Here is a 26,373-nt window from a genome sequence, read left to right on the forward strand (position 1 = left end):
GAGGAACTATGCAAAATCTACTTAATCGATTGGCCGAAAAGCTTGGCCAAGGGCCTTTTGTTGCCGACGTTCAGGGCAAATATCATTTGCGACTCGATGGTTATCCTCTGTTTCTGCTACCCAGGCACAACGAACTGCTGCTGAGCACTCCTCTGGCAAGCGCCGTCACGTCAGAAGGTGAATCTCTGGATCCGGCATTGTTGAAACGCCTCTTGCAACAAGTTGTGGCCTGGGGGCGCCATGCGCCCCAGGCTCTGACACTCGATGAACTCGGCAATCTGCAACTGGAAGCCAGGCTGGAGCTTGACGGGCTTGATGAACACCAGCTGGAAGTCTTTCTGAGCCAGCACATTACCTTGCTGGAGCGGTTGGAGCCCCAGTTGAATGAGGCGGCCTTAGCCCCGGAATGGAGACAGATGATATGGCATCCGTAAACATGCAACGTCTGCTGCATCCTCTGCTATGGCTCGGCATGGGGATTATGATGTGGTCGCGTCCCACATTGGCACAAGAGCTTGACTGGTTGCCCATGCCCTATAGCTATGTGGCGGAAGGGGAAAGCCTGCGTGATGTGCTTGTCAACTTCGGTGCCAACTACGAGGTGTCGGTCGTCGTCAGCGATAAGGTCAATGATCAGGTCAACGGCCAGTTCGAACATGATGAGCCGCAGGCGTTCTTGCAGCAGCTTGCCTCTCTCTACAACCTGGTCTGGTACTACGATGGCAACGTGCTGTACGTGTTCAAGAACAGTGAAGTTCAGTCTCGTCTCATCAAATTGGCACAGACTGGTGCGGCGGAATTGCAGCAAGCGCTGCAGCGTGCCGGGATCTGGGAGGCGCGTTTTGGCTGGCGCCCAGACACAGACAATCGCCTGGTCTATGTTTCCGGCCCTCCCCGCTACCTTGAGCTGGTTGAACAAACTGCCCTGGCGCTGGAGCAACAGTCCCAATTGCGTAGCGAGAAGACGGGACCGCTTGCCATCGAGATCTTCCCGCTCAAGTACGCTTCCGCGACCGATCGTTCCATTCAGTATCGCGATACGGATGTTGAAGCACCCGGCGTTGCCACCATTCTCTCTCGCTTGCTCAGCGATGCTGGCGTACAGATGGTCAATGGTGAGGGCACAAAAGGGGGCACATCCCATTCAGGGCAGGCAATCGTGCAGGCTGATCCTTCCCTTAATGCCGTGTTGGTGCGCGATGCTCCGGAGCGGATGGCCATGTATGGCAAATTGATTGCTGCACTGGACAAGCCGTCTGCCCGTATTGAAGTGGCGCTCTCCATCATTGATATCAATGCCGAGGATCTCTCCCAGCTGGGGGTAGATTGGCGAGTCGGGATCCGTACCGGCTCCAACCAGCAGGTGATCATCAAGACCACCGGCGATCGCAAGGGCATTGAGGGAGGCGCAGCCCTCGGCAGCCTGGTGGATTCCAAGGGACTCGACTATCTGCTGGCCAGAGTGAATTTGCTGGAGAACCAGGGCAATGCCCAGGTTGTCTCCCGGCCGACACTGCTGACCCAGGAAAACACCCAGGCGGTGATCGACCACAGCGAAACCTACTACGTCAAGATCAGTGGCGAGCGGGTGGCGGAGCTGAAAGGGATCACCTATGGCACCATGTTGAGAATGACGCCCAGAGTGATCCAGTTGGGGGACAGACCGGAAGTGAGTCTGAGCCTGCATATCGAGGATGGTAATCAAAAACCAAACAGCTCGGGTCTGGATGGCATTCCCACCATCAGTCGTACCGTGGTGGATACCATAGCCCGGGTAGGACATGGCCAGAGCCTGCTGATCGGCGGTATCTACCGCGATGAACTGAGCGAAAGCCTGAGCAAGGTGCCTTTTTTGGGCGACATCCCCTATCTGGGTGCCCTGTTTCGCAGCAAAGAGAGTCAGACACGTCGTCAGGTTCGGCTCTTCGTCATCGAGCCTCGGCTGATCGACGATGGCATCGCTCACTATCTGTCGCTCGGGCATGGTCAGGATCTGCGTGCAGGTGTGCTGGGGGTTGACGAGATATCCAACCAGAGTCTCTCTCTTGGCAAGGTACTGGGAGGTGCCCAGTGTCAGCCGTTGGCGGCCGCTCGTGAGGTGCAGCAACTGATGCGCCAGGGAGGCAAGAGTTCTTCTTTGACGCAATGCCAGATGGGCAATGAACTGGGGTGGCGGCTGGTCGAAATGGGCAAGGCGCAGAAGTGTACGCCGGCATTGACCTGGTGCGTGCAAGCCGGGGAAGCCCGATGAGCTGGAAATGTCGCATATACCGCGGGTTGAACCACGGCGTTGAAGTCTCCCTGCCGGAGGGACGCCTGATAATCGGTGCCGATCCGCTGCAAGCCGACTTGGTATTGGTGGACGAGGGCATGGCGCCTGTTCATCTGACGCTGATGGTGACGGCAGAGGGCATCGTACTGCAGGAGTGGGCCGAGGGCGTGATGCCGACTCAGGATGGGGAAGTGTTGGCTGCTGGGGCTTTGCTCAAGGCGGCAACCCGGCTGGAAGCGGGCCCGCTGCTCTGGAGTTTTTGTGATAGCAGTCGTTCGTTGCCAGAGCAGCTTGAGCCACTGACTACCGTGCAGACGGCCCTTCGCCCACCGAAACGGGCTGCACGTGCCGATGTCTGGATGGGAGGGCTATGCCTGATGTTGATCATCGCCGTGCTGGCACTGCTAGGGCATGGCTGGTGGCAGGGGAGCAGTGAAAATGATGCGGCACGCCAGGAGCAGGCTCTGAAGCGTTTCCTTGTGGCGCCAGCCTATCAGCAGGTCACGCTGATTAACGATACCCATGGTATTTGGCAGCTGGCTGGTTATGTCGATGAGAACAGCACGCGACTGGCTCTGCAGCAGTATCTGGAGGGGAACGGTTTCAATTATCGGCTGGACGTTCGCACCATGGAGGATCTGCGTCAGGGAGCCGGTTTCATCTTGCAAAAGCTGGGATATGAGCGACTGCAGATCCGCAATGGCAAGGAACCTGGCTGGCTGCGGCTAAGTGGCGAGATTGATACGCAGGACCCGAAGTGGAGCACGCTCGATACGCTACTAAGGCAAGAGGTGCCCGGTGTGCTGGGGATAGAGAATCAGGTTCAGGTGGCAGGGGCCTATCGTAAACGACTCGATGACCTGCTGCAGGAGCAGGGGTTGGTCGGGCTGTTGCGGGTGGCTGAAACCAGCGGCCGTATCGAGGTGTCCGGTCAGCTGGACAGTGCCCAGCTTGCCAAGTTTCAGCTGGCCCAGCAGCAATTCAAGCGCGAGTTTGGTTCCCACCCTGTGCTGGAGCTGGTCAATCAGGAGCGGATCCCACGTCAGGATGAGCTGGAGTTTGAGGTACGCAGTGTCTCGTTTGGCCGGATTCCTTACGTGACCCTGGCGGATAAGCAGCGTTATCCAATCGGCGGGGCGACTGCCAACGGGGTTCGCGTATTAGCGATTCGTCCTGATGCCGTGGTGGTCAGCAAGGGCAAACAGCAATATATCGTCAAGTTAAAAGGAGTCGAGCGTCATGATGACCAATTTGGAAACGCGACTGTCCGGCGCTGATCCGGTATTTGCCCGCGAGCTGCATGCGCAGCTTGTCCAGGCGCTGGGTGACGTGAAGCGGCGACTGCTACGTGGGGGTACCCAGCAGCAGTATCAGCAGTGGCAACAAGAAGCCGACGCCATCGAGGCGGGGCTCAACATAATTGAGAAAATAAAAGGAGAGTAACCATGGCTATCGAGAGATTTTTTGACAATGGAGGGGATAATAACAACACCCTTGATAGTGTTGCCAAAGCATTGAAAGATCAGGCTAATGAGAGCAATCAAGCAGTTAACAAAGCTATTGCTGATATGAAAACTGCCCCGGACAACCCGGCCCTGCTGGCCGAGCTGCAGCACAAGATCAACAAATGGTCGGTGGTGTACAACATCAACTCTACCGTGACGCGGGCGATGAAAGACTTGATGCAGGGCATTTTACAGAAGATCTGATGATGAACGTTCAACTGAAAAAACAACTGGCAGAACTGGCCCTGGCTGGAACAGGTCATCATTGCCACCAAGAGGCTGCATCCATTGCCGACTGGCTGGCGCAAGAGGAGTGCATGGCCGAATGCGTCACGTTGATCCGCCTCTCATCTTTGATGAATCAAGGGGATTATCAGAGCGCACTGCTGCTGGAAACCTCGCACCACTCTGCGGATGTTGAACCCTGGTTCGCCCTGTGTGAATGGCGGCTCGGTATGCATGATGAGCTGGTATTGCGCTTGGCAAGGCTGGAAGCGAGCGGTCAGCCCTCCCTGTGTCAGTTTGCGGCAGGCTTGCGTGAACAGATGGCATTATGAAGATTGAAGGCAGCGAGCATCCGCCCCGAAGCGGATTTACCGATATCGAACCACTTCCCAGGCAACAGGTTCAACATCAATTTGAACGGCTGCTGGCAAAAGCAGATGAGCCTACCCTGTTCAGTCGCTGGCAGCAGGGGGCTGGGCTTGAGACCCTGCTCGAGGGTGCTTCACCTTCTGCCCAGCGGGACCTGCTCTGGCAGATCCATCAGCAGGGAGGAGAGCATGCCCAGGCGGTTGGCAAGCGACTGTTCCAGCCTGTCACCGACAAGTTGGTGGCACATTTTTCCGGCCGTCAGCTGCCTGTCGTTGCTGCCATTGACCAGCCTGAGCTGCGCGCGCTGATGCGAGAGTTTGATCCACTGTCATCACGGCGGGAGACTGTGCTGCTGAACGTGATGGCAGATATCAAGAAGGCTGCCAATGGAACTCAGGTTGACCTGGCATATCTCGAGGAATTGGCTCGTCGTGAGCTGATGACGTTGATCCCGCTTAACGGCGTGGTGAACAACCTGATACGGCATTCACACAAACTTGATCTGGAGGCGTAATGGAGATTACCCAGTCAGCCCAGGCGGTCGTGACCAGCCTGGATGAGTTGAAAACGGCGGACACAGCCTCTTCCCAAGTTGCCAGCTTTGAACAGGCGATGAGTACTCCATCCCAGGGCATAGGCGGTTCTTTGCTTGGTGAGCTGGGGGAAATAAAGCAGCAGTTTGTGGAGGCCAAGGAGAGCCTGCGGGCCGAGCTGTCGACACCGGGAGACGATCCCAACAGCCTGATGCAGATGCAGTGGGCGCTGATGCGTATCACCATGCAGGAAGAGCTGATTGCCAAGACAGTTGGCAAGATGAGTCAGAACGTAGAAACCCTGTTGAAGACCCAGTGAGGTAGTGTGAAGAAATCGATGCTGATGGGGGTGTTGTGCACCTCACTGCTGCTAGGTGGCTGCAAAGTGGAGCTCTATACCGGAGTCAGTCAGAAAGAAGGTAATGAAATGCTGGCGTTTCTGCGTACCGAGGGGATCTCCTCAGACAAGCAACCGGACAAGGATGGTAATATCAAGTTGTTGGTGGAGGAGTCCGATGTAGCGCAAGCCATCGAGGCACTCAAGCGCAAGGGCTATCCGCGGGAGAGTTTCTCCACCTTGCAGGACGTATTTCCCAAGGATGGTCTCATCTCTTCGCCTACCGAAGAGCGGGCTAGGCTCAACTACGCCAAAGCCCAGGAGATTTCCCACACCCTCTCGGAGATAGATGGCGTATTGGTTGCGAGAGTACATGTGGTACTGCCAGAAGGAAATGAAGGGATCAGCAAGAAACCCTCACCCGCTTCGGCATCCGTTTTCATCAAGCATGCCGCCGATATCCAGCTGGACAGTTATATTCCGCAGATCAAGCAGCTGGTCAACAACAGCATTGAGGGGTTGGCTTACGATCGGATCAGCGTGGTGCTGGTACCCTCGGCCGATATTCGCCAGATGCCTCTGGTATCGCGTAATACCAGCCTCTTCTCCATCGAGGTGAGTGAGTCGTCGAAGTGGCGGCTGGCAGGACTGATTGCCCTGTTGTTGATGCTGGTCGTGACCACCAATCTGGCCCAGTACATGTGGCACCGGAGCCGGAGTCGTTGATGACGGTAGGCCTGACACCTTACCAATTGCGCTTCTGTCCGGCAGCCTATCTTGATGACGGCCATTTTCCCGATTCATGGCGCTGGCTGCAGGATGCACTGCCTGACTGGCGTACCCACCCCGCCGTTAATGAAGCGCTGCTGGAGGAGCTGGCCTTGGACATTGCCTATGAGTCGCCCTCATCCCTTGGCGGCTTGGCATTATTCCCCCAGTCTGAGCTCGCGAGTACCTTGTCACACCTTGGTGCCGTGTTGCATGGGGAGGCCATTCGTCATTGTCTGCAGGGGAGCACGCTGCGCCATATCATCGGCTTGTTGGGGGAAGAGGGGCACAGGAATCTGCTGTCCCAGCTTGATCTGTTGATCGGCCCCTGGCCTGCAGGCTGGCAGCAGCCGTTGCCGCTTGAACTGAATGGCTCTTATCTGGAAGCGGCCGGCTTGCAATTTTGGTTGGCAGCCGCAGGGAATGCTGAATCTGGCTGGGCTCGCAGGCTTGCCCTGCGTCTTCCTCCATCATCCACCGTACCATCCTGGCATCTGGCGAGTGAGTCGTTGCCACTGGCTCGGGCGCTCTGTCTTAAAATCGCCAAACAGGTCACACCACAATGCTGCCATTTGTTGAAATAAAGAGTGAACACCTGCAACTGGAGCCTGGTCAGCGGATCCTGCGCAGTCAGGATTACCAATCCTATCTGAGTGCCCAGGCACTGGTTGAGGCGGCCAGGGAACAGGCGGCCGAGATTGTGCAGGAAGCTCGTACCGTGTACGAGCAACAGCGCGAGCTTGGTTGGCAAGCTGGCATGGAGCAGGCTCGCCGTGAACAGGCGGTGTTGATCCACCAGACTCAACTGCAGTGCCAAGAGTACTATCGCACTGTAGAGCAGCAGATGAGCGAGGTGGTGTTGCAAGCCGTGCGCAAGATCCTGCATGACTATGACCAGGTTGCATTGACCCTCAAGGTAGTGCGCGAGGCACTCTCGTTGGTGAGCAACCAGAAGCAGGTCACTGTGCGGGTGCACCCTGAGCAAGTCACGGCGGTACGGGATCAAATCGCCAGGGTACACAAGGATTTCCCGGAGATCGGTTATCTGGATATTTCCGCCGATGCCCGGCTCGATCAGGGGGGATGTATCCTGGAAACCGAAGTGGGGATCATTGATGCCAGTCTGGATGGCCAGTTGGAGGCACTGTCACGGGCTATTTCCATGACGCTTGAGCGGGGCGACCATCCTGCGCATTAATACGTACCATGTCAGGTGATTTGCGCCACAGAGCATATATCACTCTGCTGCCGCTGTTGCAGAGAGGATGCTGTCCCCGTCCATGCTAGCAATCTATTTGTCTGAAAATAACCGTTGATGATGGGGTTGAGCACCTCCGCCATATTCAGAAAAAGCCCCCGGCAACCTGGTTGCCGGGGGCTTTTTGCTATGCAGGTTCCGATATTTTCGGGTCATGGTGTCATGGTGTCATGGTGGATGGCGGCGGCTGGTGTTTATTGAGTATCAGCAGGGTGAGCAGGCAGCAGGCGGCGCCGGCGTAGAAGGTGAAGGCGGGGCTCAGATGGTCCCACAGCAGGCCGGCCAGCAGGCTGGCCAGCAACATGGCGAGGCCGCAGACGAGGTTGAATAAGCCAAACGCGCTGCCGCGCAGATCCGCCGGGGCCGTGTCGGCCACCATGGCGGCCAGCAGCCCCTGGGTCATTCCCATGTGAATGCCCCACAGCATCACCCCTGCCAGCAGCACGCCCCAGTGGGTGCTGGTCGCCAGCACCAGGTCGGCGGCAATCAGCACCAGCAACCCCCAGATCAGCAGGGTGCGGTGACTCATGCGATCCGAGAGGCGGCCGAACGGGTAGGCGCTGAGGGCATAGACCAGATTCATCGCCACCATGACCAGCGGCACCAGTGCCAGCGCCATGCCGCTTTGTTGGGCACGCAGCACCAGAAAGGCTTCGCTGAAGCGGGCCAGGGTAAACAGGGCGCCGATCAGCAGCACCCAGCGATAGGGTTTACCCAGCCGGCGCAGGTTGTCGCGTCGCAGGGGGTTGCGGCGCTCGCGCCGGTCGCTCTCTTTGGGTTCACGTAGGCCGATGGCGAGCAGGGCGACCGAGGCCAGCCCGGGAATGACCGCCAGCCAGAAGATGGCGCGAAAATCATCGTGCCAGAGCAGCATCAATCCCACGGCCAGCAGTGGCCCCAGCAGGGCGCCGACCGTGTCGAGGGACTGGCGCAGGCCAAAGGCGGCGCCGCGCAGCTCAAGGGGGGTGAGGTCGGCCACCAGCGCATCGCGGGGGGCGCCCCGAATGCCTTTGCCAATCCTGTCCAGCAGGCGGGCGGTCAGTATCAACCCGCTGCCAGTGGCGATGGCGAACAGCGGTTTGGTCAGGGCTCCCAGCCCGTAACCCAGCAGGGCCAACCCCTTTCGTCTCCCCAGATAGTCGCTCAAGGTGCCGGAGAAGACCTTGACCATCAGTGCCGTGGCCTCCGCCATCCCTTCGATGAGCCCGATGGTGAGGGCGCTGCTGCCGAGCACCGTCACCATGAACAGGGGCAGCAGGCTGTGGATCATCTCGGACGAGATATCCATCAGCAGGCTGACGAAGCCCAGCACCCAGACCCCGCGCGGGATCTGGCGGGAGGGAGTGGTCGGGTCTTGTCTGTTGCCTGTCGTCATCGGGGGGAGCCTTGCCTCGCATCAATTCCCACAGAGCATAGCCAGCCCGGCGACCCAGAGGCGGCCGGGCTGGCTTGCTGCGTGATTACTGTTCGATATCGAGTTCAGCCTGGACCGGTTGCCGGTTGCGCAGAGTGGAGATCAGCACCAGCGCGGCGATGGCGGCCAGCAGGGTGAAGGAAGCGGAGTAACGACTCAGCTCCAGCCCGCCCTTGCTGAGCGGCTTGTCCAGAAAATCCCCCACCACGGCTCCCAGCGGCCTGGTCAGAATGAAGGCGGCCCAGAACAGCAGGGTCCGCGACACCCGGGTCAGGTAGTAGGTAGCGACGATGGCGGCCAGCATGCCGCCGAACAGCACGGCACTGCCTGCATAACCAAAGCCGGCCTCGTCTGCGGTCCAGTCACCCAGTGCGGTGCCCAGTGTCTGGGAGAACATGATGGTGACCCAGTAGAACAGCTCGGTGCGCGGGGTGGTAATGCTGCCGGTGGAGATGCTGCCTTGCAGCCGATACCAGAGCAGGAAGGAGCCCATCAGCAAGGCCAGCAGCAGGGTGGAACCACCGGCATAGCCCAGCCCGAGCGAGCGATCGGCAAAGTCTGCCAGGGTGGTGCCGACCGTGGTGGTGGCGATGATGGTGGTCCAGTAAAGGAGGGGGTTGTAGGAGGTTGCCGCGATCTGCGCGCTGACCGACACGAAAAAGATCACGGCAAAGATGGCCGTGCTCACCAGATAACCGAGTTCCATCGACATGGAGACGGCGTCACCCCCCGTCTCCCCCAGGGTGGTCGCCAGAATCTTGATGACCCAGAACGCCAGGGTGATCTCTGGCACCTTGCTGATTGCTGCGCTGTTGCTGTTGTGCATGTTAACCCTCTCTCGCATCTGTCGTGTGACGAGGACTCGTCAGGGAACAGCCTCGCCGAGCAGTCTTAAGCAAAACTTAAGGACGAGCGGTCGTCTTGAAAAAGAGTGGTGCGAGCGCGAGGCGGGGAGGTGAGTCGTATATGCATGGCTGTTTTTTGAGCGGTTTCATAACACGAGTATCTTAATTTTTCCTTAAGTATTGTCGGCTAGGCTGTCAGTTTGCTGATGATTGTTGATATACATCACATTATTGAAGATATTTGAAAATAGTATATTTGGTGTTTTCAGCACGCTGTTACTATCCGGCGCCAAATATCGGCGTGTCGACTCTGGTTCGGCTATTTCGACGTGTAATAAAGAAGCGTAACAGGGAGATATGCATGCCTTCTTTTCTTAGAATAAGAATTGTTCCATTTATTTTGTTGTTGGCATTTATTTTTGCCTTCTTGCTCAACTGGCCAGTCCTGCTACATTTTTATGAGATATTGACGCAGCTTGAGCATTTTAAAATCGGGTTTGCCATCTCCATTCCCATCGTATTGGTCGCGGCATTGAACTTTGTATTCATGCCATTCTCTGTGCGTTATTTCATCAAGCCTTTCTTTGCCTTTCTGTTTATCACCGGTGCCATTGCCAGCTACACCATGATGAAATACAAGGTGCTGTTTGATGGCGACATGATCCAGAACATCTTTGAGACCAACCAGAGCGAGGCTTACTCCTACCTGAGCGTGCCCATCGTGGTCTGGGTATTGCTGGCCGGGGTGCTGCCGGCGGTACTGCTGTTCTTCGTCAAGATAGAGTATCCGGCCAAATGGTATCAGGGCCTGTTGCAGCGCGGCCTCTCCATGCTGGCCTCGCTGGCGGTATTGGGGATCATCGCCGCAGCCTACTATCAGGACTATGCCTCGGTCGGGCGCAACAACCAGACCTTGAACCGGGAGATCACGCCGGCCAACTACATGTACAGCACCACCAAGTATCTCTACAAACGCTATCTGGCGGAGCCGGTGCCGTTCCAGCGCATGGGCGACGACGCCAAGCGGGTGGCCGGCAAGGAGAAGCCGACCATGATGTTCCTGGTGGTGGGGGAGACGGCGCGTGGCAAGAACTTCTCCATGAACGGCTATCACAAGGAGACCAACCCCTTCACCAGCAAGCAGGCGGGGATCATCTCCTTCAACGACGTGCGCTCCTGCGGCACGGCGACGGCGGTCTCGGTGCCCTGCATGTTCTCCAACATGGGGCGCAACCAGTTCGACGGCAACCAGGCCCGCAACAGCGAAGGGCTGCTGGATGTGCTGCAAAAGAGTGGTATCTCCATCTTCTGGAAGGAGAATGACGGCGGCTGCAAGGGGGTGTGCGATCGGGTGCCGAACATGGTGGTCAAACCCAAGGATCACCCCAAGTTCTGCGACAAGAACACCTGCTATGACGAGGTGGTGCTGGAGGGGCTGGACGACGAGCTGGCCGCCATGAAGGGGGACAAGCTGGTGGGCTTCCACCTGATCGGCAGCCATGGCCCGACCTATTACAAGCGTTATCCGGGGTCGCATCGCCATTTCCTGCCGGATTGCCAGCGCAGCGATATCGAAAACTGCACCGATCAGGAGCTGGAGAATACCTACGACAACACCATTCGCTACACCGATTTTGTGATTGCCAGCATGATCGAACGGCTGAAAAAATATGAAGACAAATACAACACGGCGCTGATCTATATTTCCGACCATGGCGAGTCACTGGGGGCATTGGGGCTCTATCTGCACGGTACCCCTTACAAGTTTGCGCCGGATGATCAGACCCGGGTGCCCATGCAGGTGTGGATGTCGCCCGGTTTCTCCAAAGAGAAGGGGATGAATCTCGATTGTCTGCAGCAGAAGGCAGCCAATACCCGTTATTCCCACGACAACCTGTTCTCGTCCATGCTGGGGATCTGGGATGTGAATACGGCGGTATATGACCAGCAGCTGGATATCTTCAGCCAGTGTCGCGGCGTGCAGTAACGCCATATTGAGATAAAGGGGAGCCTGGCTCCCCTTTTTATTTGGGCGCAGCCTGATGATGACCCGTGAGCGGCTTGCCAGCCTGACCAGATGGGTCGGGTAAACCCCGTTATCTGGTGTATGATGTCACTGCTCATTAATTGTGCTGTGCGCCAACGGGATGTGGCGGGGCTGACCGCCAGGGTAAGCGGCGAATTAATCTGCCAGCAGCTGAGTAATTTTATTTCGGAGGCAAGACTCGTCTTTTGCAAAAAAGTCGATATAAAGTGGGATGCCATGCTGGGCGGGGGCATTTTCCGGGCAGCCAGGGCCAAACTGGCCATGTCATCAGTGCCGACCGTTCGCCGCCCACGGCCCATAAAACATCTATTTGAAGGCCAAGGCGCGAAGGAGTGCAGTCTGTGCTTCCCGCTGCGGGTGGCCATGTTCAGCAACGTGACGCGCATGGCCATGGCCTCGCGTCGGTAGGGATCGGCAATGCGGCGTCATCTGTTTATCTGGTTAGGCCCGTTATGTAGCTTGTTGTTGTTGGGGGCGGCGCTGGCCGTGCTCTATCGTCTGACTCACCTCTGGCACTGGCACGACATCCGGCTGGCCATCTGGTCTTTGCCGCTGCCGCTGCTGGGCGGTGCCCTGTTGCTGACCCTGCTCAGCTATGCCTGCCTCTGCTGCTACGACATGCTGGCGGTGCATGCCCTCGGCAAGCGGCTGCCCTGGCAGCAGGTGGGGGTCACCTCGTTCATCGCCTACACCTTCTCCAATACTCTGGGTTTCGCCCTGCTGACCGGCTCGTCGGTGCGCTATCGCATCTACTCGTCGCTGGGGCTTGGCACCGGGGAGGTGGCCAGGATCATCGTCTTCTGCTCGGTGACCTTCTTCCTCGGCCTGCTGGCCTGGGGGGGCACGGCACTGCTGGTGGGACAGGCTACCACCTTGCTGCCGGACTGGCCGCTGTGGGCCGATCAGCTGCTCAACGTGGCGGGTGGGCTGGCACTCTTGGCGGTGCTTGGCTACCTGTTCTGGCCAAAGCCTGCGCTGGTCTGGCGCGGCCACGAGCTGGTGTTGCCGGTATTCAGAACCCGGCTGCTGCAACTGCTGGTGGCGCTGCTGGACTGGATGGCCGCCGCCGCCGTGCTCTATGTGCTGCTGCCGGCGGACAGCGTCTCCTATCCGGTGCTGCTCAGTGCCTTCGTGCTGGCCAGCTTCCTCGGGGTGCTGGCCCATGTGCCCGGCGGGATCGGGGTGTTCGAGGCGAGCATGAGCCTGCTGCTGGCCAAATACCTGCCGGTGGACAAGCTCTTGGCCTCCCTGCTGCTCTATCGCTGCATCTACTATGTGCTGCCTTTCCTGTGCGCCCTGCTGCTGTTCACCAGCCAGGAGCTGCTGCAGCAGAAGGCGCGCTGGAGCCGGTTGCAGGGCATCATGACCGCAGTGCGCGAGTTCCTGCCAGCGCTGATCAGCCTAGGGGCGTTCGCGGCGGGCAGCCTGCTGCTCTGCTCGGGGATGATCCCCACCATGCGCGGGCGCATCGAGATGTTCCTGCAGGTATTGCCGTTGCACCTGCTGGAGCTCTCCCATGTGCTTGGCAGCGTCAGCGGCGTGCTGCTGATCCTGCTGGCCCGCAGCCTCTACCGGCGCCACGATGCGGCGTTTCGCATCACCCAGCTGCTGCTGGGGCTGGGGATGATCTTTTCCTTGCTCAAGGGGTTCGACTGGGAGTCGGCCCTGCTGCTCGGGCTGTTCCTGCTCATCATCACTCCCTGCCGCTCGCTGTTCTATCGCAAGGGCTCCCTGCTGCACGCCCAGTTCACCCCGGGCTGGCTCATCTCGGTGGGGGCCGTGCTGCTGGGGGCGCTCTGGCTGCTGCTCTTCTCCTACCGCCAGGTGGAATATGACCACGCCCTCTGGTTCCACTTCTCGCCCCATGGCGCCGCCTCCCGCGGGCTGCGGGCCATGGGCAGCGTGGTGGCCGTGCTGGCCGTGGTCGGGGTAGCCCAGCTGCTGGCGCCGCTGCGGGTCTCCGGGCGCAAGCCGGAAGCAGAGGAGCTGGCCCGCGCCCATGCCCTGGTGCTGCGCGAGGGGGGCGGTCATGGCTACCTGGCCCAGCTTGGCGACAAGTCGCTGCTGTTTCATCCCGGCGGCGAGGCGTTCTTGATGTACGGCGTCGAGGGCAATGGCTGGATCGTGATGGGGGATCCCATCGGTCAGCCTGAGCTTATCGAGGAGCTGCTCTGGCAGTTTCGCGAGCTGTGCGATCAGCACGATGCCAGCCCGGTGTTCTATCAGGTGTCGGCACGCTACCTGCCGCTCTATCTGGAGCTGGGCCTGATCCCGTTCAAGCTGGGGGAGGAGGCCATCGTCGATCTGGCAGCCTTCGAGCTGGCCGGCAGCCGGCTGCGCAACCTGCGTCAGAGCCATGCCAAGGGCAAGCGGGAGGGGCTGTCGTTCGAAGTGGTGGCGCCTGAATGCGTGCCTGCACTGTTACCGCGCCTCAAGGAGGTATCGGACACCTGGCTGCAGAGCAAGCAGGGCAAGGAGAAGGGCTTCTCGGTGGGCAGTTTCGAGCCCGCTTACCTCAGCCTGAGCCCGGCCGCGCTGGTGCGTCACGAGGGGCAGATCGTCGGCTTTGCCAACCTCTGGGTCAGCGACAACAAGGAGAGCCTCTCCATCGATCTGATGCGCTACAGCCTGGACACGGGCACGGCGCCCATCATGGACTTCCTGTTCGTCGAGCTGCTGCTGTGGGGCAAGGCCGAGGGCTACGCCAGCTTCAACCTCGGCATGGCGCCCATGTCCGGTTTCAACGATCACCCCCTGAGCGGCTACTGGACCCGGCTTGGCAACACCATCTTCACCCGGGGCAGCCGTTTCTACAATTTCCAGGGACTCAGACGCTACAAGGAGAAGTTCTCGCCGGACTGGGAGCCGCGCTACCTGCTCTGTACCAGCAAGCTGGTGCTGCCGAGGGTGCTGACCAACCTGATATCCCTGATCAGCCGAGGCCCGTTCGGGCTCATCAAAAAATAGGAGTCGGCCATGAAAATCCTGTTATTGCTGCTGGCGTGCTGCGCCTTTTCGCTCTCTGCCGCGCCGGTGAAAGAGGAGTTGGGGTTGGTGGAGCTGCCGGTGGCGCAAGCCTCAAGTGCCCCCATGGTGGTGTTCATGAGCGGTGACGGCGGCTGGGCGGCGCTGGACAAGGGCCTCAGTGCCCAGTTGCAGCAGCACGGCATGCCGGTGGTGGGCTGGAGCTCACTCACCTACTACTGGAAGAAGAAGGATCCAGAGCAGGTCACCGCCGATCTGGTGCGGATCCTGGACGATTACCAGTCCCGCTGGGGGCGCCAGCGCTGGCTGCTGGTGGGCTTCTCCTTCGGTGCCGAGATAGTGCCCTTCGTCATCAACCGGTTGCCAGAACCTTATCGGCAGAGCCTGATCGGGGCCGTGATGCTCTCGCCCTCGACCGCCTCCGACTTCGAGATCCACGTCAGCGACATGGTGACCCACGACAAGGCGGGCAGCTATCCCACCCAGCCCGAGGTCAACGCCATCCACACCCTGCCGATGCTCTGCGTGCAGGGGGCGGATGACGACTCGCCGGTACGGCTCTGTCCCCGTCTGCAGCAGCCCAACGTGACCACGGTGACCCTGCCCGGTTCGCACCATTTCGAGGATGACTACCCGGTGCTGTTCAAGACCATTGCCAGCCATCTTTCACTGCAATAAATATCGCGTGCCGGCAGGAAATATTGATTTAAATCAATGATTATTTCCTGCCGACCCGATCCATTTTCGGCCCGTCAGAATCTTTTTGCATTGACCTTTACAGGTGCTGATTGCTTCCCAACACTCTACTGAGCAATAACGCAAGAGTGGGGGCTACATGCGCGAACAAAAAGGCCATCTTGTTGATCAGGAAGTGGATTTCGCAGCTGATGAACAGCTGGTGTCCACCACGGATCTGCGGGGCGTGATCACCTACGCCAATGACAACTTCTGCCGGGTCGCCGGTTACAGCCGGGCCGAGCTGGTAGGGCAGCACCACAACATGGTGCGCCATCCCGACATGCCCAAGGCGGCATTTGCCGACTTGTGGGGCAAACTCAAGCAGGGCCAGCCATGGCGCGGCATGGTGAAGAACCGCTGTCAGGATGGTCGTTATTACTGGGTGGATGCCTACGTCACCCCCATCTTCGAGCAGGGCAAGATCAGCGGCTATCAGTCGGTGCGATGCCGCGCCGATCCGCAGATGAAGCAGATCGCCGCCCGTACCTATGCGCGGCTGCGGGCGGCGGAGCAGGGTGGCGGCAAGCCCAGGATTTCGCTGGCACGGCTGCGCCACGGGGTCGCGGTGGCCGGGTTGTTGGCGCTGGGCTGGCTCGGCACAGTGCAACTGGGCGGTTGGGCTGCGCTTTACATGGCGTTGCCGCTGATCTTGCTGGGGTTGCTCTATCGCCACGAGCTCATCACCACCCCCCGTTATCTGCAGCAACTGGCCGGCGAGTACGACAGCCTGACCCGGCTCATCTACTCGGGCCAGGAGCCAAGCGCCATCGCCGACTTCCACATCAAGCTGCTGCAGGCCCGTATTCGCACCGTACTCGGCCGGGTGGATGATGCCACTCACGCCCTGCAGGATCTGGCGGTGCACCTGAAGAGCGCTTCGAGCGAGGCCAGCTCGGATATCGCCGAGCAGGATGCCCAGACCCAGCAGATGGCGGCCGCCATCACCGAGATGGCGAGCACGGCCCAGGAGATCGCCCGCAACATCCAGGACACCAACAGCCAGATTGCCGAGGCCAAGTCTCACTGCCAGCACACGGATCAGCAGTTGATCGAGACCGAGCACAAGATCACCGAGCTGGCGAAGGAGGCGGAGCACGCCTTTGCCTCGGCGGTGGCGCTGGCCAGCGAGTCGGATCGCATCGGGGTGCTGATGGGAGAAATCCAGGGCATTGCCGATCAGACCAACCTGCTGGCGCTCAACGCCGCCATCGAGGCGGCCCGGGCAGGCGAACAGGGGCGCGGCTTTGCAGTGGTGGCGGACGAGGTGCGTACTCTGTCTACCCGCACCCACAAGGCGACCGAACAGATCCAGAGCAGCATCGGCCAGATCCAGCGCACCCTGAACGGCTGGAAGGGGATGATGCAGAACAACCTGCAACAGACCCAGGCCTGCGTAGCGATGACCCGAATGGGATCGGACAGCCTGCATCAGGTGCTGGCGGAGATCGAGCTGGTGATGGACTTCTCGGCCCAGATCTCGGCGGCGGCGGAGGAGCAGCAGGCGGTGGTGGAAGACATCAGCCAGAACGTCAACCTCATCTCCCAGCACTCCCATGCCAACAGCAACAAGATGCAGGATGTGGACGAGTCGAGCGAGATCCTGCTGACCAAGGCCAGACAGCTCAAATCCCTGGGGCAGACCTTCGGCTAGCCGCCGCTGCCATCCATACAACAACAAGGCCACCCGCGGGTGGCCTTGTTGTTGTAGGGGGCTTGGGGTCAGCCTGGGGGCGCTGCCAGCGGAGCCCCCTTGTCCTGGTACATGGCGCGATCGGCCTGGATCAGCCACTGCTCGGGGCGCCAGCCCGGCTGGTACTGGCTGATGCCGACGCTGATGCCGACCGCCAGCGGAACCCCTTCCACCTCGAATGGCGACTGCATGGTGGCCCTGATCTGCTCGGCGATGGCGTCGGCCTGCGCCTGATCATGGCCCGGCAACAGCAGCACAAACTCGTCGCCGGCCAGTCTGGCGAAGAAGTGCTGTGGCCCGAGGCTGCGGCTGATCCGCTCCGCCAGCTGGCAGAGGAGGGCATCGCCGTGGCTGTGGCCGAAGTTGTCGTTGACCTGCTTGAAGTCGTCGAGGTCGCAAAACAGCAGGCAGCCGGGGGCCGGGCCCTTGATCTGGGCATCGAGCCGCTCCATCAGGCTCAGCCGGTTGGGCAGGCCAGTGAGCGGGTCGCGGCGGGCCAGCTGCCAGATCTCCTCCTCCCGCTGGCGGCGCAAGGCGATTTCGCGATTGAGCCGCTGGTTGCACATCAATAGATAGAGGGCCAGCAGCAGGATCAGCACGCTGGCCGCCAGGCTCAGCAGGAACCAGGGACGCCAGAAGATCCACTGCTCGGAAGGGGCCTGATAGAGAAATTCGTGCAAGGAGACCGGCTTGGACACCAGCCCGATCTCGACCAGCTGCTGCATGACGTGGGTCATGCGATCGGGATTCATATACCCGATCTCCACATAGAGCGGCTGGATCATCTCCTTGCTCACCTGCAGCTCGTACTCCATGTGGGCCTGACTGCGGTTGACGCCATACTCCTCGCGCAGCAGGGCGATGGCTTCTTGCGGGTGGGCGAGGGCGTAGCGCCAGCCCGCCAGGCTCGCGGCCCGAAACCGGGCCACCCGATCCGAATGGGCGCGCTCCTGCGCCTGGGTGGTGAACAGGATGTCGCTGTAGAAATCGATGCCGTAGTTGCGCGGATTGATGACGGAGACGGGAATGCCGCGCTCCTCCAGATAGAAGGGCTCGTTGCTGAGGTAGGCGTTGAAGATATCGACCCGGCCCTCGATGAGATCCTCGATGTTGACCGAGGTGGGCAGCGGGATGAGCTGGTGCTCATTGAGCCCCTGATAGAAGAGAGTGGCCAGCAGTTCGGCGTCCTGATGGGCCGAAAACATCATGATCCGTTTGCCACGCATGTCGTCAACGGTGAGAATGCCGCTGTCACGGCGAGCCAGAAAGATGGACGGGGAGTGCTGATAGACGCTGGCAAGCGCCAACAGCGGCTGGCCGCTGGCGTAGCTGGTGAGCACCTCGGTGTTGCCGACCCCGAAATCGGCCCGCCCGCTCAGCACCTCTTCTACCGGGCTGATGTCCTTGCCGCCGGGCCGTATCTCGACGTCCAGCCCGGCACTGGCATAAAAGCCCTTGGCCTTGGCCATGTGATAGCCAACGAACTGGGGCTGATGCAGCCAGCGCAGCTGGAGTACGACCCGCTCCGGTGCTTCAAGGGTGGATTCGCTGGCCCGCAAGGGAACAGCATGACTGATGCCTATCAGCAGTAGCCAAAGCAGGTATCTCTTCATCCGTGCGAGTCTTGTTCTGAGTGTTCATGGGGTGCGACCCCACAGGGTCATGTTCTTGTAATTAAAAACATTCTAAAGGGTTATTGATGTACCGGATACTAGCGCAGCACAAAGATTTCATGGTTATCAACAAGGGGCCCGGGCTCGGCATGCATGACGAGACCGACGAGGCCGGCCTGCTCCATCCGGGGCTGGTCAGTCGGGTCAAGGCCGACACCGGTCTGCTGCTCTATCCGGTGCATCGGCTCGACAAGATGACCTCCGGGCTGGTGCTCTTGGCGCGCACCACCGAGGCCAACCGGGCCCTCAGCATGGCCTTTGCCGCGCGGGAAGTGAGCAAGCAGTATCTGGCCCTCTCCGATCGCAAGCCCAAGAAGAAGCAGGGCTGGGTGAAGGGGGACATGCAGAAGGGACGGGGCGGCAGCTGGATGCTGGCGCGCAGCCAGGACAACCCCGCCATCAGCTGGTTCGACTCGGTCTCGGTGCGCGAGGGCTTGCGGCTCTACCGGATCAAGCCCAGAACCGGCAAGACCCACCAGATCAGGGTTGCCCTCAAAAGCGTGGGGGCGCCGATCTTGGGGGATGAGCGCTACGGCGGTACGGCGGCCGATCGCGGCTATCTGCACGCCTGGCGCCTCGCGTTCACCCTGGCGGGGGAGGCGTTCGATTTCGTCTGTCCGCCCGACGAAGGCACGCTGTTTGTGCTGCCCGAGTTGCATGCCGCCATCGCGGGGTTGGCCGAATGAAGGGGGCAACAGTACCAGGAGTGCCGGATCTGCCCGCCAGCGGCTGGATCCTGGCGGATTTTGACGACACCCTGGCGCCGGATGACAGCCATGCCGGGCTGCTGCGCTTCATCCTGCGCCGCCGCATCTGGCCGCTGCTGCTGTGGCCGGTGATGGCGCTGGGCGGGCTGGTCTATCTGCTGCCAAGCCAGCGTCGGCGCGGCATTTCACTGATCTGGTGGGCCATCACCCTGGGGCTGTCGCCGCTGGGGTGGCGACGCCTGGTGCGGGCCTATTGCCGCACCCGGCCTGGGCTGTTTCGTGAAGCGCGCGCCCTGCTGCTGGCCGAAGGGCATCGCTGCTGGGTGCTCTCTGCCAGCCCTCGCGCCCTGGTGCGGGGCCAGCTCCATCAGCAACTGCCCGGCCAGCTGCCCCATCGCATTCTGGGGTCGCGGATGCACTATCGCCTCGGCGGCCTGATGCCGCGTTTTTACTGCCACGGCCGCCACAAGATCCTGCCCGGGATCCACACCCTCGGCGCTACCCTGGCCCTGAGCGACAGCCTGCACGACTTGCCACTGCTGGCAGAGGGGCAGGCGGCCTGGCTCATCAATCCCACCCCGGCGCGGCTGCAACAGGCGCGGCAGGCATTGCCCCGCATCGAGCCCAGATACTGGTCCCTGTAAGGCAAAGCTGACAGCCTTGCGGGGCGCCACCGAGCGCGCCACAAGGCTGCGGCCTTAATGTCACAATCTATTTACATCTTTTGGACGTCCCCCCCGGCAAACTATCTGAACGCCGCCTCTTCTCTTCCGCCGCGCCGCCACCTCTAATGAAACAAGTTGTTAACAATGCTGGTGCAGCTGCCCGCAGCGCCCCGGTGTTACCCTCTTCGTTATCAGTCAATCGCAAGGAGCGCATCATGACGACCACTTCTTCTGCCCGTACTCACACCATCAATCCGCTCGGTACCGATGGTTTCGAATTCGTCGAGTACACGGCGCCGGATGCCAAAGGGATTGCCGCTCTCAAGGCGCTGTTCGTCTCGCTGGGCTTTGCCGAGGTGGCGCAGCACAAACACAAGCAGTGCTGGCTCTACCGCCAGGGGGACATCAACTTCGTGGTCAATGCCGAGCCCCACTCCCAGGCCGAGCAGTTTGCCAGCCTGCACGGGCCGAGCGTCTGCGGCATGGCGTTTCGGGTGAGCGATGCCGGCAAGGCCCAGCAGTACGCCATCGGCAAGGGTGCCAAGCCGTTCGTCGGCAAGATTGGCCCCATGGAGCTCAACATCCCCGCTATCTACGGCATCGGCGAGAGCACCCTCTCCTTTGTCGATCGCTACGGCGACAAGGGCTCCATCTATGACGTGGACTTCGTCTTCTATCCCGACTGGCAGGCCCGCATGGCCGAGGTGGATGCCGGGCTGTACGAGATTGACCACCTGACCCACAACGTGCAGCGCGGCAACATGGATGTCTGGTCCAATTTCTACGAGCGGATCGGCAACTTCCGCGAAATTCGCTACTTCGACATCGAGGGCAAGCTGACCGGGCTCCATTCCCGCGCCATGACAGCCCCCTGCGGTAAAATTCGCATCCCCATCAATGAATCTTCCGACGACAAGTCCCAGATCGAGGAGTACCTGCGTCAGTACAAGGGGGAGGGGATCCAGCACATCGCCATGGCGTCGAGCGATATCTACCACACCATCCGTACCCTGCGTGGCCGTGGTACCGGCTTTATGCCGACCCCGGACACCTACTACGAGAAGGTGGACAGCCGGGTCGAGGGGCACCAGGAGGATCTGGCGGCGCTCAAAGAGCTGCGCATTCTCATCGACGGCTCCCCCACCAAGGACGGTATCCTGCTGCAGATCTTCACCGACACCGTGATCGGCCCGGTGTTCTTCGAGATCATCCAGCGCAAGGGCAACGAAGGCTTTGGTGAGGGCAACTTCCAGGCACTGTTCGAATCCATCGAGCTGGATCAGATCCGCCGCGGGGTGCTCAATGATGCGTAACGGGAGCCGCCACGGGCGGGTTGGTTGTCAAGCAAGGGAGGTTGGCGATGCGCAACTGGATTAACTTTCCCCACCGGGAGGGGACACACTCCCGTCAGGCTCATGCCGACCTGCCCGAGCAGGCCATCTATGAGCGCGAACTGGGCCGCTCCGGCTTTTTCGGGCCGGCCACCCACATGCACCACAAGCATGCCCCCACCGACTGGGTCAACTGGGAGGGGCCGCTGCGCCCGCGCCTGTTTGATCTCAACGCCCTCGGCGAGGAGGTGAGTTCCCTCTCCCCCTGGGTGATGCCGGATATTCTCAGCAACCCCCACTGCCGCTACCGTATCTGGCGCCTGCATGAGCCCATGCCGTTTCTGGTGCGCAACGCCGACGGCGACGAGCTCCTGTTCATCCATGAGGGGAGCGGCGAGTTCTATTGCGACTACGGTCACCTGACCCTGCGCGATGGCGACTACCTGGTGATCCCCCGCGGCACCATGTGGCGCATCGAGCCGACGGCGCCCCTGTTCATCCTGATGATCGAGGCGACCAACGACAGCTACCAGCTGCCGGACAAGGGGCTGGTGGGCAATCACGCCATCTTCGATCCGGCGGCGCTGGACGTGCCGGCCATCAACGAGCGCTTCCTGGCCCAGCAGGATGAGAACCCCTGGTCGCTGCAGGTGAAGCGTCACAACCAGGTCTCGGTCATCACCTGGCCGTTCAACCCGCTGGATGCACAAGGGTGGCACGGGGATCTCTGCGTGGTGCGCCTCAACTGGCGGGACATCCGCCCGCTGATGAGCCACCGCTACCATCTGCCGCCCTCGGCTCACTCCACCTTCGTGGCGAGCCGCTTCGTGGTCTGCACCTTCGTGCCGCGCCCCATCGAGAGCGATCCCGGTGCCCTCAAGGTGCCCTTCTATCACAGCAACGACGACTACGACGAGGTGCTCTTCTACCACGCCGGGGATTTCTTCAGCCGGGACAACATCGAGCGGGGCATGGTCACCTTCCATCCTGCCGGGTTCACCCACGGTCCCCATCCCAAGGCGTTTGCGGCGGGTCAGGCCTATGCCAAGAAGTTCACCGACGAGGTAGCGGTGATGCTCGATACCCGCGATGCGCTCAACGTCGGCAGCTTGTGTGACGGGGTGGAAAACCCGCGTTACGTCACCAGCTGGTTGCGCCCGGAACTCACGCCAGCCACGAACGGCAAATAAAAGGTTCTTCGCGGGATCTTGGGGAAGTGGAAGTTGACAGACAGGGTGCTGGTAAACTGGCTGTCTCCAAACACACCACCACCATCACCCTGCTGTCGCCGTGCATCATATTGATATTGCCTCCTTCTGGCCAGGTTATACCGTCATCGCCCAAGCGCTTTCTGCCAACCATCACACCCTGTTTACCCTTGAGCCTCGCGCCGACTTCTTGCCCCGTTGTCGCCGATGCCTGCAACCCACGCCATTGATCCACGACCAACGTATCCGCCGGGTGCGTGAGCGAGACCTATTTGACCGACAAGTCTGGTTACAACTGCCTGTTCGCCGCGTCGACTGTCTGCGCTGTGGTCGCGTCAGTGAACATATCGACTGGCTCCCCTCTGGCTCCCGCCTCACCCGGCGCATGCAGTGCTGGATTGAAGCGCTCGTTCAGTACCTCCCCATCCGCCATGTCAGCCAGCTCACCGGGGTCGGTTGGCACACCATCAAGGAGATCGACAAGCGCCGTTTGCAGACCAGTGTGGGCACCATCGAACTTGGGGAGGTGCGGCGGCTGGTGATGGATGAGTTTGCCCTGCACAAGGGACACCGCTATGCCACCGTGATCATGGATGCCGAGCGAACCCGCGTCCTGTGGGTGGGGCACGGCAACAGCCGGGCCGCTATCCGTCCCTTCTTCGAGCAGCTCGGCGAGCGATGCCAGCAGATTGAAGCGGTGGCGATGGACATGAACACGGCGTTCGACCTGGAGGTGAAGCAACACTGCCCGCAGGCGGAGGTGGTCTACGACCTGTTCCACGTGGTGGCTCGCTATGGCCGAGAGGTGGTGGACCGGGTGCGAGTGGAGCAGGCGAATGCACTGAAAAGCGATAAACCGGCGCGAAAAGTGGTCAAAAGTGCGCGTTGGTTGCTGCTACGTAATCGGGCGAAGTTGAGTGAAAAACAGGATGTGAAGTTGCAGGAGCTGTTGGCGGCGAATCAACCGCTGGCGATGGTGTACGTGCTGAAAGAGGGGTTGAAGGGCATCTGGTATGCGCCGAGCGTGTGGGAAGGATGGCGACGATGGCGGAGCTGGATGCGGCAGGTGAAGGAAAGCGGGCTAGCGCCGCTGCAACGATTTGGTCGAAATTTATCGAAATATATGCGGGGGATCCTGGCGAGTGCAAACTACCCGATGCACACGAGTGTGCTGGAAGGGGTGAACAACAAGATCAAAGTGATAAAGCGTATGGCATATGGATTTAGGGACTCAGAATACTTTTTTCTGAAAATCAAGGCGGCCTTCCCCGGAAAGCCGCGATGAACCAAATAAAAGGAATCCCTATGAAACTGGCAACCCTGAACAATGGCAAACGGGACGGCGCCCTGGTGGTGGTGAGTCGCGATCTGAGCCGCGCGGTGCGCGTGCCGCAGCTGGCCGCCACCCTGCAGGCGGCCCTCGACGAGTGGGCCGAACTTGCGCCAAAACTGACCGCCGTCTATCAGCAGCTCAATGATGGCGCCTGCGCCGACGCCTTCCCGTTCGACGAGACTGCCTGTCTCTCCCCGCTGCCGCGCGCCTACCAGTGGGCCGACGGCAGTGCCTACGTCAACCATGTGGAGCTGGTGCGCAAGGCCCGCGGCGCCGAGATGCCGGAAAGCTTCTGGCACGATCCCCTGATGTACCAAGGGGGCTCGGACAGCTTCCTGCCGCCCCGTGGCACCATCCCGATGGGGTCGGAGGAGTGGGGCATCGATTTCGAGTCGGAGATCGCCGTCATCACCGACGACGTGCCGATGGGCACCAGCCCGCAGGCGGCCGCCGGCCACATCAAGCTGCTGATGCTGGTCAACGACGTGAGCCTGCGCAACCTCATCCCGGGGGAGCTGGCCAAGGGCTTTGGCTTCTTCCAGTCCAAGCCCTCCAGCAGCTTCTCGCCGCTGGCCATTACCCCGGACGAGCTGGGGGATGACTGGCGCGACGGCAAGGTGCATCTGCCCCTCGAGACCCACCTCAACGGCGCCCTGTTCGGAGCCCCGGACGCCGGGGTGGACATGACCTTCAACTTTTATGAGCTGATCGCCCACGCCGCCAAGACCCGGCCGCTCGGGGCGGGCTGCATCATCGGCTCGGGCACCGTCTCCAACTACGACAGAAGCCGCGGTTCATCTTGCCTCGCCGAGCTGCGAATGCTGGAAATTATCGAGTCAGGTCAAGCCACTACACCCTTTCTGCGCTTTGGTGATACAGTGTCCATCGCGATGCAGGATCGCAACGGGATGAGTCTGTTTGGCACCATTTTGCAGCGGGTCACGCCGGCGGGGGCCAGTCAGACGAAGTGAGGGGCCAGCATGGATACGAGGCCGGCTGGTGAGCGGCAGGTGCCCTTGCACCTGCCAACACAGGGACAGATTATGTTGCAGTTGTTTGGATATTGGCGTTCATCGGCAAGTTATCGGGTACGGATCGTGATGCAGCTCAAGGGGCTCGATTATGAGCAGCATCCGGTCAATCTGCGGCAGGGCGAGCAGCGCGAGAAGGCCTACCGTCGGCTCAACCCTCAGGGGCTGGTGCCGTTTCTGGTGGATGGCGAGGTGCAGGTGGGCCAGTCGGTGGCCATCATGGAGTACCTCGACGAAACCTACCCCGCCCACCCGCTGATGCCCTCAGCCCCGCAGGAGCGCGCCCGGGTACGCCAGATCGTCAACATGATCGCCTGCGACATCCACCCCCTCAACAACCTGCGGGTGCTCAACTATCTGGAGCAATCGCTGGGGCAGGGCAAGGCACACCGCGATGAGTGGTATCGCCACTGGATTGACGAGACCTTCACCGCGCTGGAGCAACTGCTGATGACCACCGCCGGCATCTATTGCGTCGGCAACGAGGTGACCCTGGCCGACTGCATGCTGGTGCCCCAGGTCTACAACGCCCGCCGTTACGACATGTCGCTGGAAGACTACCCCACCATCAATCGCATCGTCGCCAACTGCGAGCAGCTGCAGGCCTTTATCAAGGCCGCGCCAGAGCAGCAGCCGGATACCCAACCCTGACATACGGCAGGCCGGGCCTGGTCATCCCGGCCCGGCCTGCCGTGTTCACTCTGCCAACACCCTCCCTTCCCGTTCGCCTCAGGGCGTTCCGTTGCAGCCATAGCGCCGAAAGCCGGGCCGCTCGCCCAGTCGCTGGTAGTAGTCGTTCACGGCCGGCAGTTGCGGACGATCATAGGGCGTCTCCAGCCAGCGGTTGACCGACAGCCCGATGGGAATGTCCGCCAGCGAGAAGTGGGGGCCGGCCACATATCCCCCGGTTGCTTGAAGCTGTCTCTCCAGGATCTCCATATAGTGAGACCACTGCAGGCACGCTGCGTGAAGGGTCTGATGGTCTTGATGCTGGGGGGATCGCCGCACCAGCGACAGGAAGGCGTAGCGCCAGGCGCTGTTCAAGTCCGATGCCTGCCAGTCAATCCATTGATCGACCCGGGCCCTTGCTCTCGCCTCGACGGGATAGAGCGCGTTGTCGCCGTAGCGCGCCGCCAGATAGCGGATGATGGTGTTCGACTCCCACAGGGTGAAGTCGTCATCCTGAATGACCGGCACCATGGCATTGGGGTTGAGTGCCAGGAACGCCGGGGTATCCGTCGGCTTGAAGCCGGACCCCCACTGCTCCAGCTCGAACGGGAGATCCAGCTCGGCGCAGGCCCACAGCACCTTGCGCACATTGATGGAGGAGGCCTTGCCCAGTATCCGTAACATCTTTTCGTCCTTGTCGGGGGGATGGCCGGCTTGCCGCAGGCCTACAACCTCCCTGCTTGCACGGCCATCGGGGCCCAGCACAGTCA

The 26,373-nt window shown here is 60.6% G+C and carries 26 protein-coding genes; 22 read left to right on the plus strand and 4 right to left on the minus strand.

Features of this window, described 5'->3' with window-relative positions; genetic code table 11:
- Nucleotides 1-8 precede the first annotated feature (8 nt).
- Genes C2U40_RS07435 through C2U40_RS07485 form a run of 11 tightly spaced genes read left to right on the plus strand, consistent with a single transcriptional unit; the run spans nt 9 to nt 7,207 of the window.
- Nucleotides 9-434 (plus strand): YscB family type III secretion system chaperone, encoded by a 426-nt coding sequence (locus C2U40_RS07435; protein ID WP_039213244.1) that lies wholly within the window; start codon nt 9-11, stop codon nt 432-434.
- Nucleotides 407-2,251 (plus strand): type III secretion system outer membrane ring subunit SctC, encoded by a 1,845-nt coding sequence (sctC, locus tag C2U40_RS07440; RefSeq protein WP_181014833.1) that lies wholly within the window; start codon nt 407-409, stop codon nt 2,249-2,251. Before C2U40_RS07435 ends, sctC begins: the two co-directional genes overlap by 28 nt.
- Nucleotides 2,248-3,549: a type III secretion system inner membrane ring subunit SctD gene (gene sctD / locus C2U40_RS07445; protein WP_103828109.1), complete on the plus strand. Its 1,302-nt coding sequence runs from the start codon at nt 2,248-2,250 to the stop codon at nt 3,547-3,549. The genes sctC and sctD overlap by 4 nt, the downstream gene beginning before the upstream one ends.
- A complete protein-coding gene (locus tag C2U40_RS07450) occupies nt 3,512-3,715 on the plus strand; it encodes an EscE/YscE/SsaE family type III secretion system needle protein co-chaperone (protein ID WP_103828108.1) in 204 nt (67 codons plus the stop codon). The genes sctD and C2U40_RS07450 overlap by 38 nt, the downstream gene beginning before the upstream one ends.
- 2 nt (nt 3,716-3,717) lie before the next feature.
- Nucleotides 3,718-3,981 (plus strand): type III secretion system needle filament subunit SctF, encoded by a 264-nt coding sequence (sctF, locus tag C2U40_RS07455; RefSeq protein ID WP_045527187.1) that lies wholly within the window; start codon nt 3,718-3,720, stop codon nt 3,979-3,981.
- The gene (locus C2U40_RS07460) at nt 3,981-4,334 is read left to right on the plus strand and encodes a YscG family type III secretion system chaperone (protein ID WP_103828107.1); all 354 of its coding nucleotides are present in this window, start codon (nt 3,981-3,983) and stop codon (nt 4,332-4,334) included. The genes sctF and C2U40_RS07460 overlap by 1 nt, the downstream gene beginning before the upstream one ends.
- Nucleotides 4,331-4,885, plus strand: coding sequence for a YopR family T3SS polymerization control protein (locus C2U40_RS07465; protein WP_103828106.1), 555 nt, complete (start codon nt 4,331-4,333; stop codon nt 4,883-4,885). Before C2U40_RS07460 ends, C2U40_RS07465 begins: the two co-directional genes overlap by 4 nt.
- Nucleotides 4,885-5,223, plus strand: a complete 339-nt coding sequence (gene sctI, locus C2U40_RS07470) for a type III secretion system inner rod subunit SctI (protein ID WP_029302735.1) — start codon at nt 4,885-4,887, stop codon at nt 5,221-5,223. The genes C2U40_RS07465 and sctI overlap by 1 nt, the downstream gene beginning before the upstream one ends.
- A gap of 6 nt (nt 5,224-5,229) precedes the next feature.
- Nucleotides 5,230-5,967 carry a type III secretion system inner membrane ring lipoprotein SctJ gene (gene sctJ / locus C2U40_RS07475; protein ID WP_308457479.1) on the plus strand — a complete coding sequence of 246 codons (738 nt, stop codon included), beginning with the start codon at nt 5,230-5,232 and terminating at the stop codon, nt 5,965-5,967.
- Nucleotides 5,967-6,593: a Yop proteins translocation protein K gene (locus C2U40_RS07480; protein ID WP_103828104.1), complete on the plus strand. Its 627-nt coding sequence runs from the start codon at nt 5,967-5,969 to the stop codon at nt 6,591-6,593. The genes sctJ and C2U40_RS07480 overlap by 1 nt, the downstream gene beginning before the upstream one ends.
- On the plus strand, nt 6,572-7,207 hold the full coding sequence (locus C2U40_RS07485) for an HrpE/YscL family type III secretion apparatus protein (RefSeq protein WP_103828103.1): 636 nt from the start codon (nt 6,572-6,574) through the stop codon (nt 7,205-7,207). The genes C2U40_RS07480 and C2U40_RS07485 overlap by 22 nt, the downstream gene beginning before the upstream one ends.
- 220 nt (nt 7,208-7,427) lie before the next feature.
- Here the strand turns inward: C2U40_RS07485 and C2U40_RS07490 are convergent, their stop codons facing one another.
- Both C2U40_RS07490 and C2U40_RS07495 read right to left on the minus strand, forming a co-directional pair.
- Nucleotides 7,428-8,642 carry an MFS transporter gene (locus tag C2U40_RS07490; RefSeq protein WP_103828102.1) on the minus strand — a complete coding sequence of 405 codons (1,215 nt, stop codon included), beginning with the start codon at nt 8,640-8,642 and terminating at the stop codon, nt 7,428-7,430.
- An 85-nt stretch (nt 8,643-8,727) separates the two neighbouring features.
- Complete coding sequence (locus C2U40_RS07495) at nt 8,728-9,507, minus strand: COG4705 family protein (RefSeq protein ID WP_044800260.1); 780 nt, start codon at nt 9,505-9,507, stop codon at nt 8,728-8,730.
- Nucleotides 9,508-9,887: 380 nt separating this feature from the next.
- Between C2U40_RS07495 and C2U40_RS07500 the strand changes: the two genes are divergently transcribed.
- From C2U40_RS07500 to C2U40_RS07520, 4 genes are all read left to right on the plus strand, one after another.
- Complete coding sequence (locus tag C2U40_RS07500) at nt 9,888-11,513, plus strand: MCR-3-related phosphoethanolamine--lipid A transferase (protein WP_103828101.1); 1,626 nt, start codon at nt 9,888-9,890, stop codon at nt 11,511-11,513.
- 477 nt (nt 11,514-11,990) lie between these two features.
- Nucleotides 11,991-14,540, plus strand: a complete 2,550-nt coding sequence (gene mprF, locus C2U40_RS07510) for a bifunctional lysylphosphatidylglycerol flippase/synthetase MprF (RefSeq protein WP_103828099.1) — start codon at nt 11,991-11,993, stop codon at nt 14,538-14,540.
- Between the two features lie 9 nt (nt 14,541-14,549).
- Nucleotides 14,550-15,236 (plus strand): AcvB/VirJ family lysyl-phosphatidylglycerol hydrolase, encoded by a 687-nt coding sequence (locus C2U40_RS07515; protein WP_029300220.1) that lies wholly within the window; start codon nt 14,550-14,552, stop codon nt 15,234-15,236.
- Nucleotides 15,237-15,393: 157 nt separating this feature from the next.
- Entirely contained in the window at nt 15,394-16,947 is a 1,554-nt protein-coding gene (locus C2U40_RS07520) for a methyl-accepting chemotaxis protein (protein WP_103828098.1), read from the plus strand.
- Between the two features lie 68 nt (nt 16,948-17,015).
- On the opposite strand, the gene C2U40_RS07525 is transcribed toward C2U40_RS07520, so the two are convergent.
- Entirely contained in the window at nt 17,016-18,599 is a 1,584-nt protein-coding gene (locus tag C2U40_RS07525; protein WP_103828097.1) for a GGDEF domain-containing protein, read from the minus strand.
- An 86-nt stretch (nt 18,600-18,685) separates the two neighbouring features.
- Here C2U40_RS07525 and C2U40_RS07530 point away from each other — a divergent pair, with 86 nt between their 5' ends.
- The 7 genes from C2U40_RS07530 to maiA all read left to right on the plus strand — a co-directional run bounded on the left by C2U40_RS07530 (nt 18,686) and on the right by maiA (nt 25,585).
- Nucleotides 18,686-19,345 (plus strand): TIGR01621 family pseudouridine synthase, encoded by a 660-nt coding sequence (locus C2U40_RS07530; RefSeq protein ID WP_042066717.1) that lies wholly within the window; start codon nt 18,686-18,688, stop codon nt 19,343-19,345.
- Complete coding sequence (locus C2U40_RS07535; RefSeq protein ID WP_103828096.1) at nt 19,342-20,010, plus strand: HAD family hydrolase; 669 nt, start codon at nt 19,342-19,344, stop codon at nt 20,008-20,010. Before C2U40_RS07530 ends, C2U40_RS07535 begins: the two co-directional genes overlap by 4 nt.
- Before the next feature lie 236 nt (nt 20,011-20,246).
- Nucleotides 20,247-21,344 (plus strand): 4-hydroxyphenylpyruvate dioxygenase, encoded by a 1,098-nt coding sequence (gene hppD, locus C2U40_RS07540; protein ID WP_017408053.1) that lies wholly within the window; start codon nt 20,247-20,249, stop codon nt 21,342-21,344.
- A gap of 47 nt (nt 21,345-21,391) precedes the next feature.
- Nucleotides 21,392-22,552: a homogentisate 1,2-dioxygenase gene (locus tag C2U40_RS07545; RefSeq protein ID WP_011706477.1), complete on the plus strand. Its 1,161-nt coding sequence runs from the start codon at nt 21,392-21,394 to the stop codon at nt 22,550-22,552.
- Nucleotides 22,553-22,652: 100 nt separating this feature from the next.
- The gene (locus C2U40_RS07550; RefSeq protein ID WP_081000878.1) at nt 22,653-23,855 is read left to right on the plus strand and encodes an ISL3-like element ISAeme19 family transposase; all 1,203 of its coding nucleotides are present in this window, start codon (nt 22,653-22,655) and stop codon (nt 23,853-23,855) included.
- 20 nt (nt 23,856-23,875) lie between these two features.
- Nucleotides 23,876-24,874, plus strand: a complete 999-nt coding sequence (locus C2U40_RS07555) for a fumarylacetoacetate hydrolase family protein (RefSeq protein ID WP_016351125.1) — start codon at nt 23,876-23,878, stop codon at nt 24,872-24,874.
- 72 nt (nt 24,875-24,946) lie between these two features.
- A complete protein-coding gene (gene maiA, locus C2U40_RS07560) occupies nt 24,947-25,585 on the plus strand; it encodes a maleylacetoacetate isomerase (protein WP_181014978.1) in 639 nt (212 codons plus the stop codon).
- A 78-nt stretch (nt 25,586-25,663) separates the two neighbouring features.
- On the opposite strand, the gene C2U40_RS07565 is transcribed toward maiA, so the two are convergent.
- On the minus strand, nt 25,664-26,287 hold the full coding sequence (locus C2U40_RS07565) for a glutathione S-transferase family protein (RefSeq protein WP_103829318.1): 624 nt from the start codon (nt 26,285-26,287) through the stop codon (nt 25,664-25,666).
- Between the last annotated feature and the right edge of the window lie 86 nt (nt 26,288-26,373).

It is taken from the genome of Aeromonas sp. ASNIH4, from assembly GCF_002934425.1.
GTDB classification, from domain to species: Bacteria; Pseudomonadota; Gammaproteobacteria; order Enterobacterales; family Aeromonadaceae; genus Aeromonas; species Aeromonas hydrophila.

Excerpts from the sequence above, each read along its gene's own strand:
- C2U40_RS07435 (WP_039213244.1), top strand. The coding sequence starts at position 9 with ATGCAAAATCTACTTAATCGATTGGCCGAAAAGCTTGGCCAAGGGCCT.
- sctC (WP_181014833.1), top strand. The coding sequence starts at position 407 with ATGGAGACAGATGATATGGCATCCGTAAACATGCAACGTCTGCTGCAT.
- sctD (WP_103828109.1), top strand. The coding sequence starts at position 2,248 with ATGAGCTGGAAATGTCGCATATACCGCGGGTTGAACCACGGCGTTGAA.
- C2U40_RS07450 (WP_103828108.1), top strand. The coding sequence starts at position 3,512 with ATGATGACCAATTTGGAAACGCGACTGTCCGGCGCTGATCCGGTATTT.
- sctF (WP_045527187.1), top strand. The coding sequence starts at position 3,718 with ATGGCTATCGAGAGATTTTTTGACAATGGAGGGGATAATAACAACACC.
- C2U40_RS07460 (WP_103828107.1), top strand. The coding sequence starts at position 3,981 with ATGATGAACGTTCAACTGAAAAAACAACTGGCAGAACTGGCCCTGGCT.
- C2U40_RS07465 (WP_103828106.1), top strand. The coding sequence starts at position 4,331 with ATGAAGATTGAAGGCAGCGAGCATCCGCCCCGAAGCGGATTTACCGAT.
- sctI (WP_029302735.1), top strand. The coding sequence starts at position 4,885 with ATGGAGATTACCCAGTCAGCCCAGGCGGTCGTGACCAGCCTGGATGAG.
- C2U40_RS07480 (WP_103828104.1), top strand. The coding sequence starts at position 5,967 with ATGACGGTAGGCCTGACACCTTACCAATTGCGCTTCTGTCCGGCAGCC.
- C2U40_RS07485 (WP_103828103.1), top strand. The coding sequence starts at position 6,572 with ATGCTGCCATTTGTTGAAATAAAGAGTGAACACCTGCAACTGGAGCCT.
- C2U40_RS07490 (WP_103828102.1), bottom strand. The coding sequence starts at position 8,642 with ATGACGACAGGCAACAGACAAGACCCGACCACTCCCTCCCGCCAGATC.
- C2U40_RS07495 (WP_044800260.1), bottom strand. The coding sequence starts at position 9,507 with ATGCACAACAGCAACAGCGCAGCAATCAGCAAGGTGCCAGAGATCACC.
- C2U40_RS07500 (WP_103828101.1), top strand. The coding sequence starts at position 9,888 with ATGCCTTCTTTTCTTAGAATAAGAATTGTTCCATTTATTTTGTTGTTG.
- mprF (WP_103828099.1), top strand. The coding sequence starts at position 11,991 with ATGCGGCGTCATCTGTTTATCTGGTTAGGCCCGTTATGTAGCTTGTTG.
- C2U40_RS07515 (WP_029300220.1), top strand. The coding sequence starts at position 14,550 with ATGAAAATCCTGTTATTGCTGCTGGCGTGCTGCGCCTTTTCGCTCTCT.
- C2U40_RS07520 (WP_103828098.1), top strand. The coding sequence starts at position 15,394 with ATGCGCGAACAAAAAGGCCATCTTGTTGATCAGGAAGTGGATTTCGCA.
- C2U40_RS07525 (WP_103828097.1), bottom strand. The coding sequence starts at position 18,599 with ATGAAGAGATACCTGCTTTGGCTACTGCTGATAGGCATCAGTCATGCT.
- C2U40_RS07530 (WP_042066717.1), top strand. The coding sequence starts at position 18,686 with ATGTACCGGATACTAGCGCAGCACAAAGATTTCATGGTTATCAACAAG.
- C2U40_RS07535 (WP_103828096.1), top strand. The coding sequence starts at position 19,342 with ATGAAGGGGGCAACAGTACCAGGAGTGCCGGATCTGCCCGCCAGCGGC.
- hppD (WP_017408053.1), top strand. The coding sequence starts at position 20,247 with ATGACGACCACTTCTTCTGCCCGTACTCACACCATCAATCCGCTCGGT.
- C2U40_RS07545 (WP_011706477.1), top strand. The coding sequence starts at position 21,392 with ATGCGCAACTGGATTAACTTTCCCCACCGGGAGGGGACACACTCCCGT.
- C2U40_RS07555 (WP_016351125.1), top strand. The coding sequence starts at position 23,876 with ATGAAACTGGCAACCCTGAACAATGGCAAACGGGACGGCGCCCTGGTG.
- maiA (WP_181014978.1), top strand. The coding sequence starts at position 24,947 with ATGTTGCAGTTGTTTGGATATTGGCGTTCATCGGCAAGTTATCGGGTA.
- C2U40_RS07565 (WP_103829318.1), bottom strand. The coding sequence starts at position 26,287 with ATGTTACGGATACTGGGCAAGGCCTCCTCCATCAATGTGCGCAAGGTG.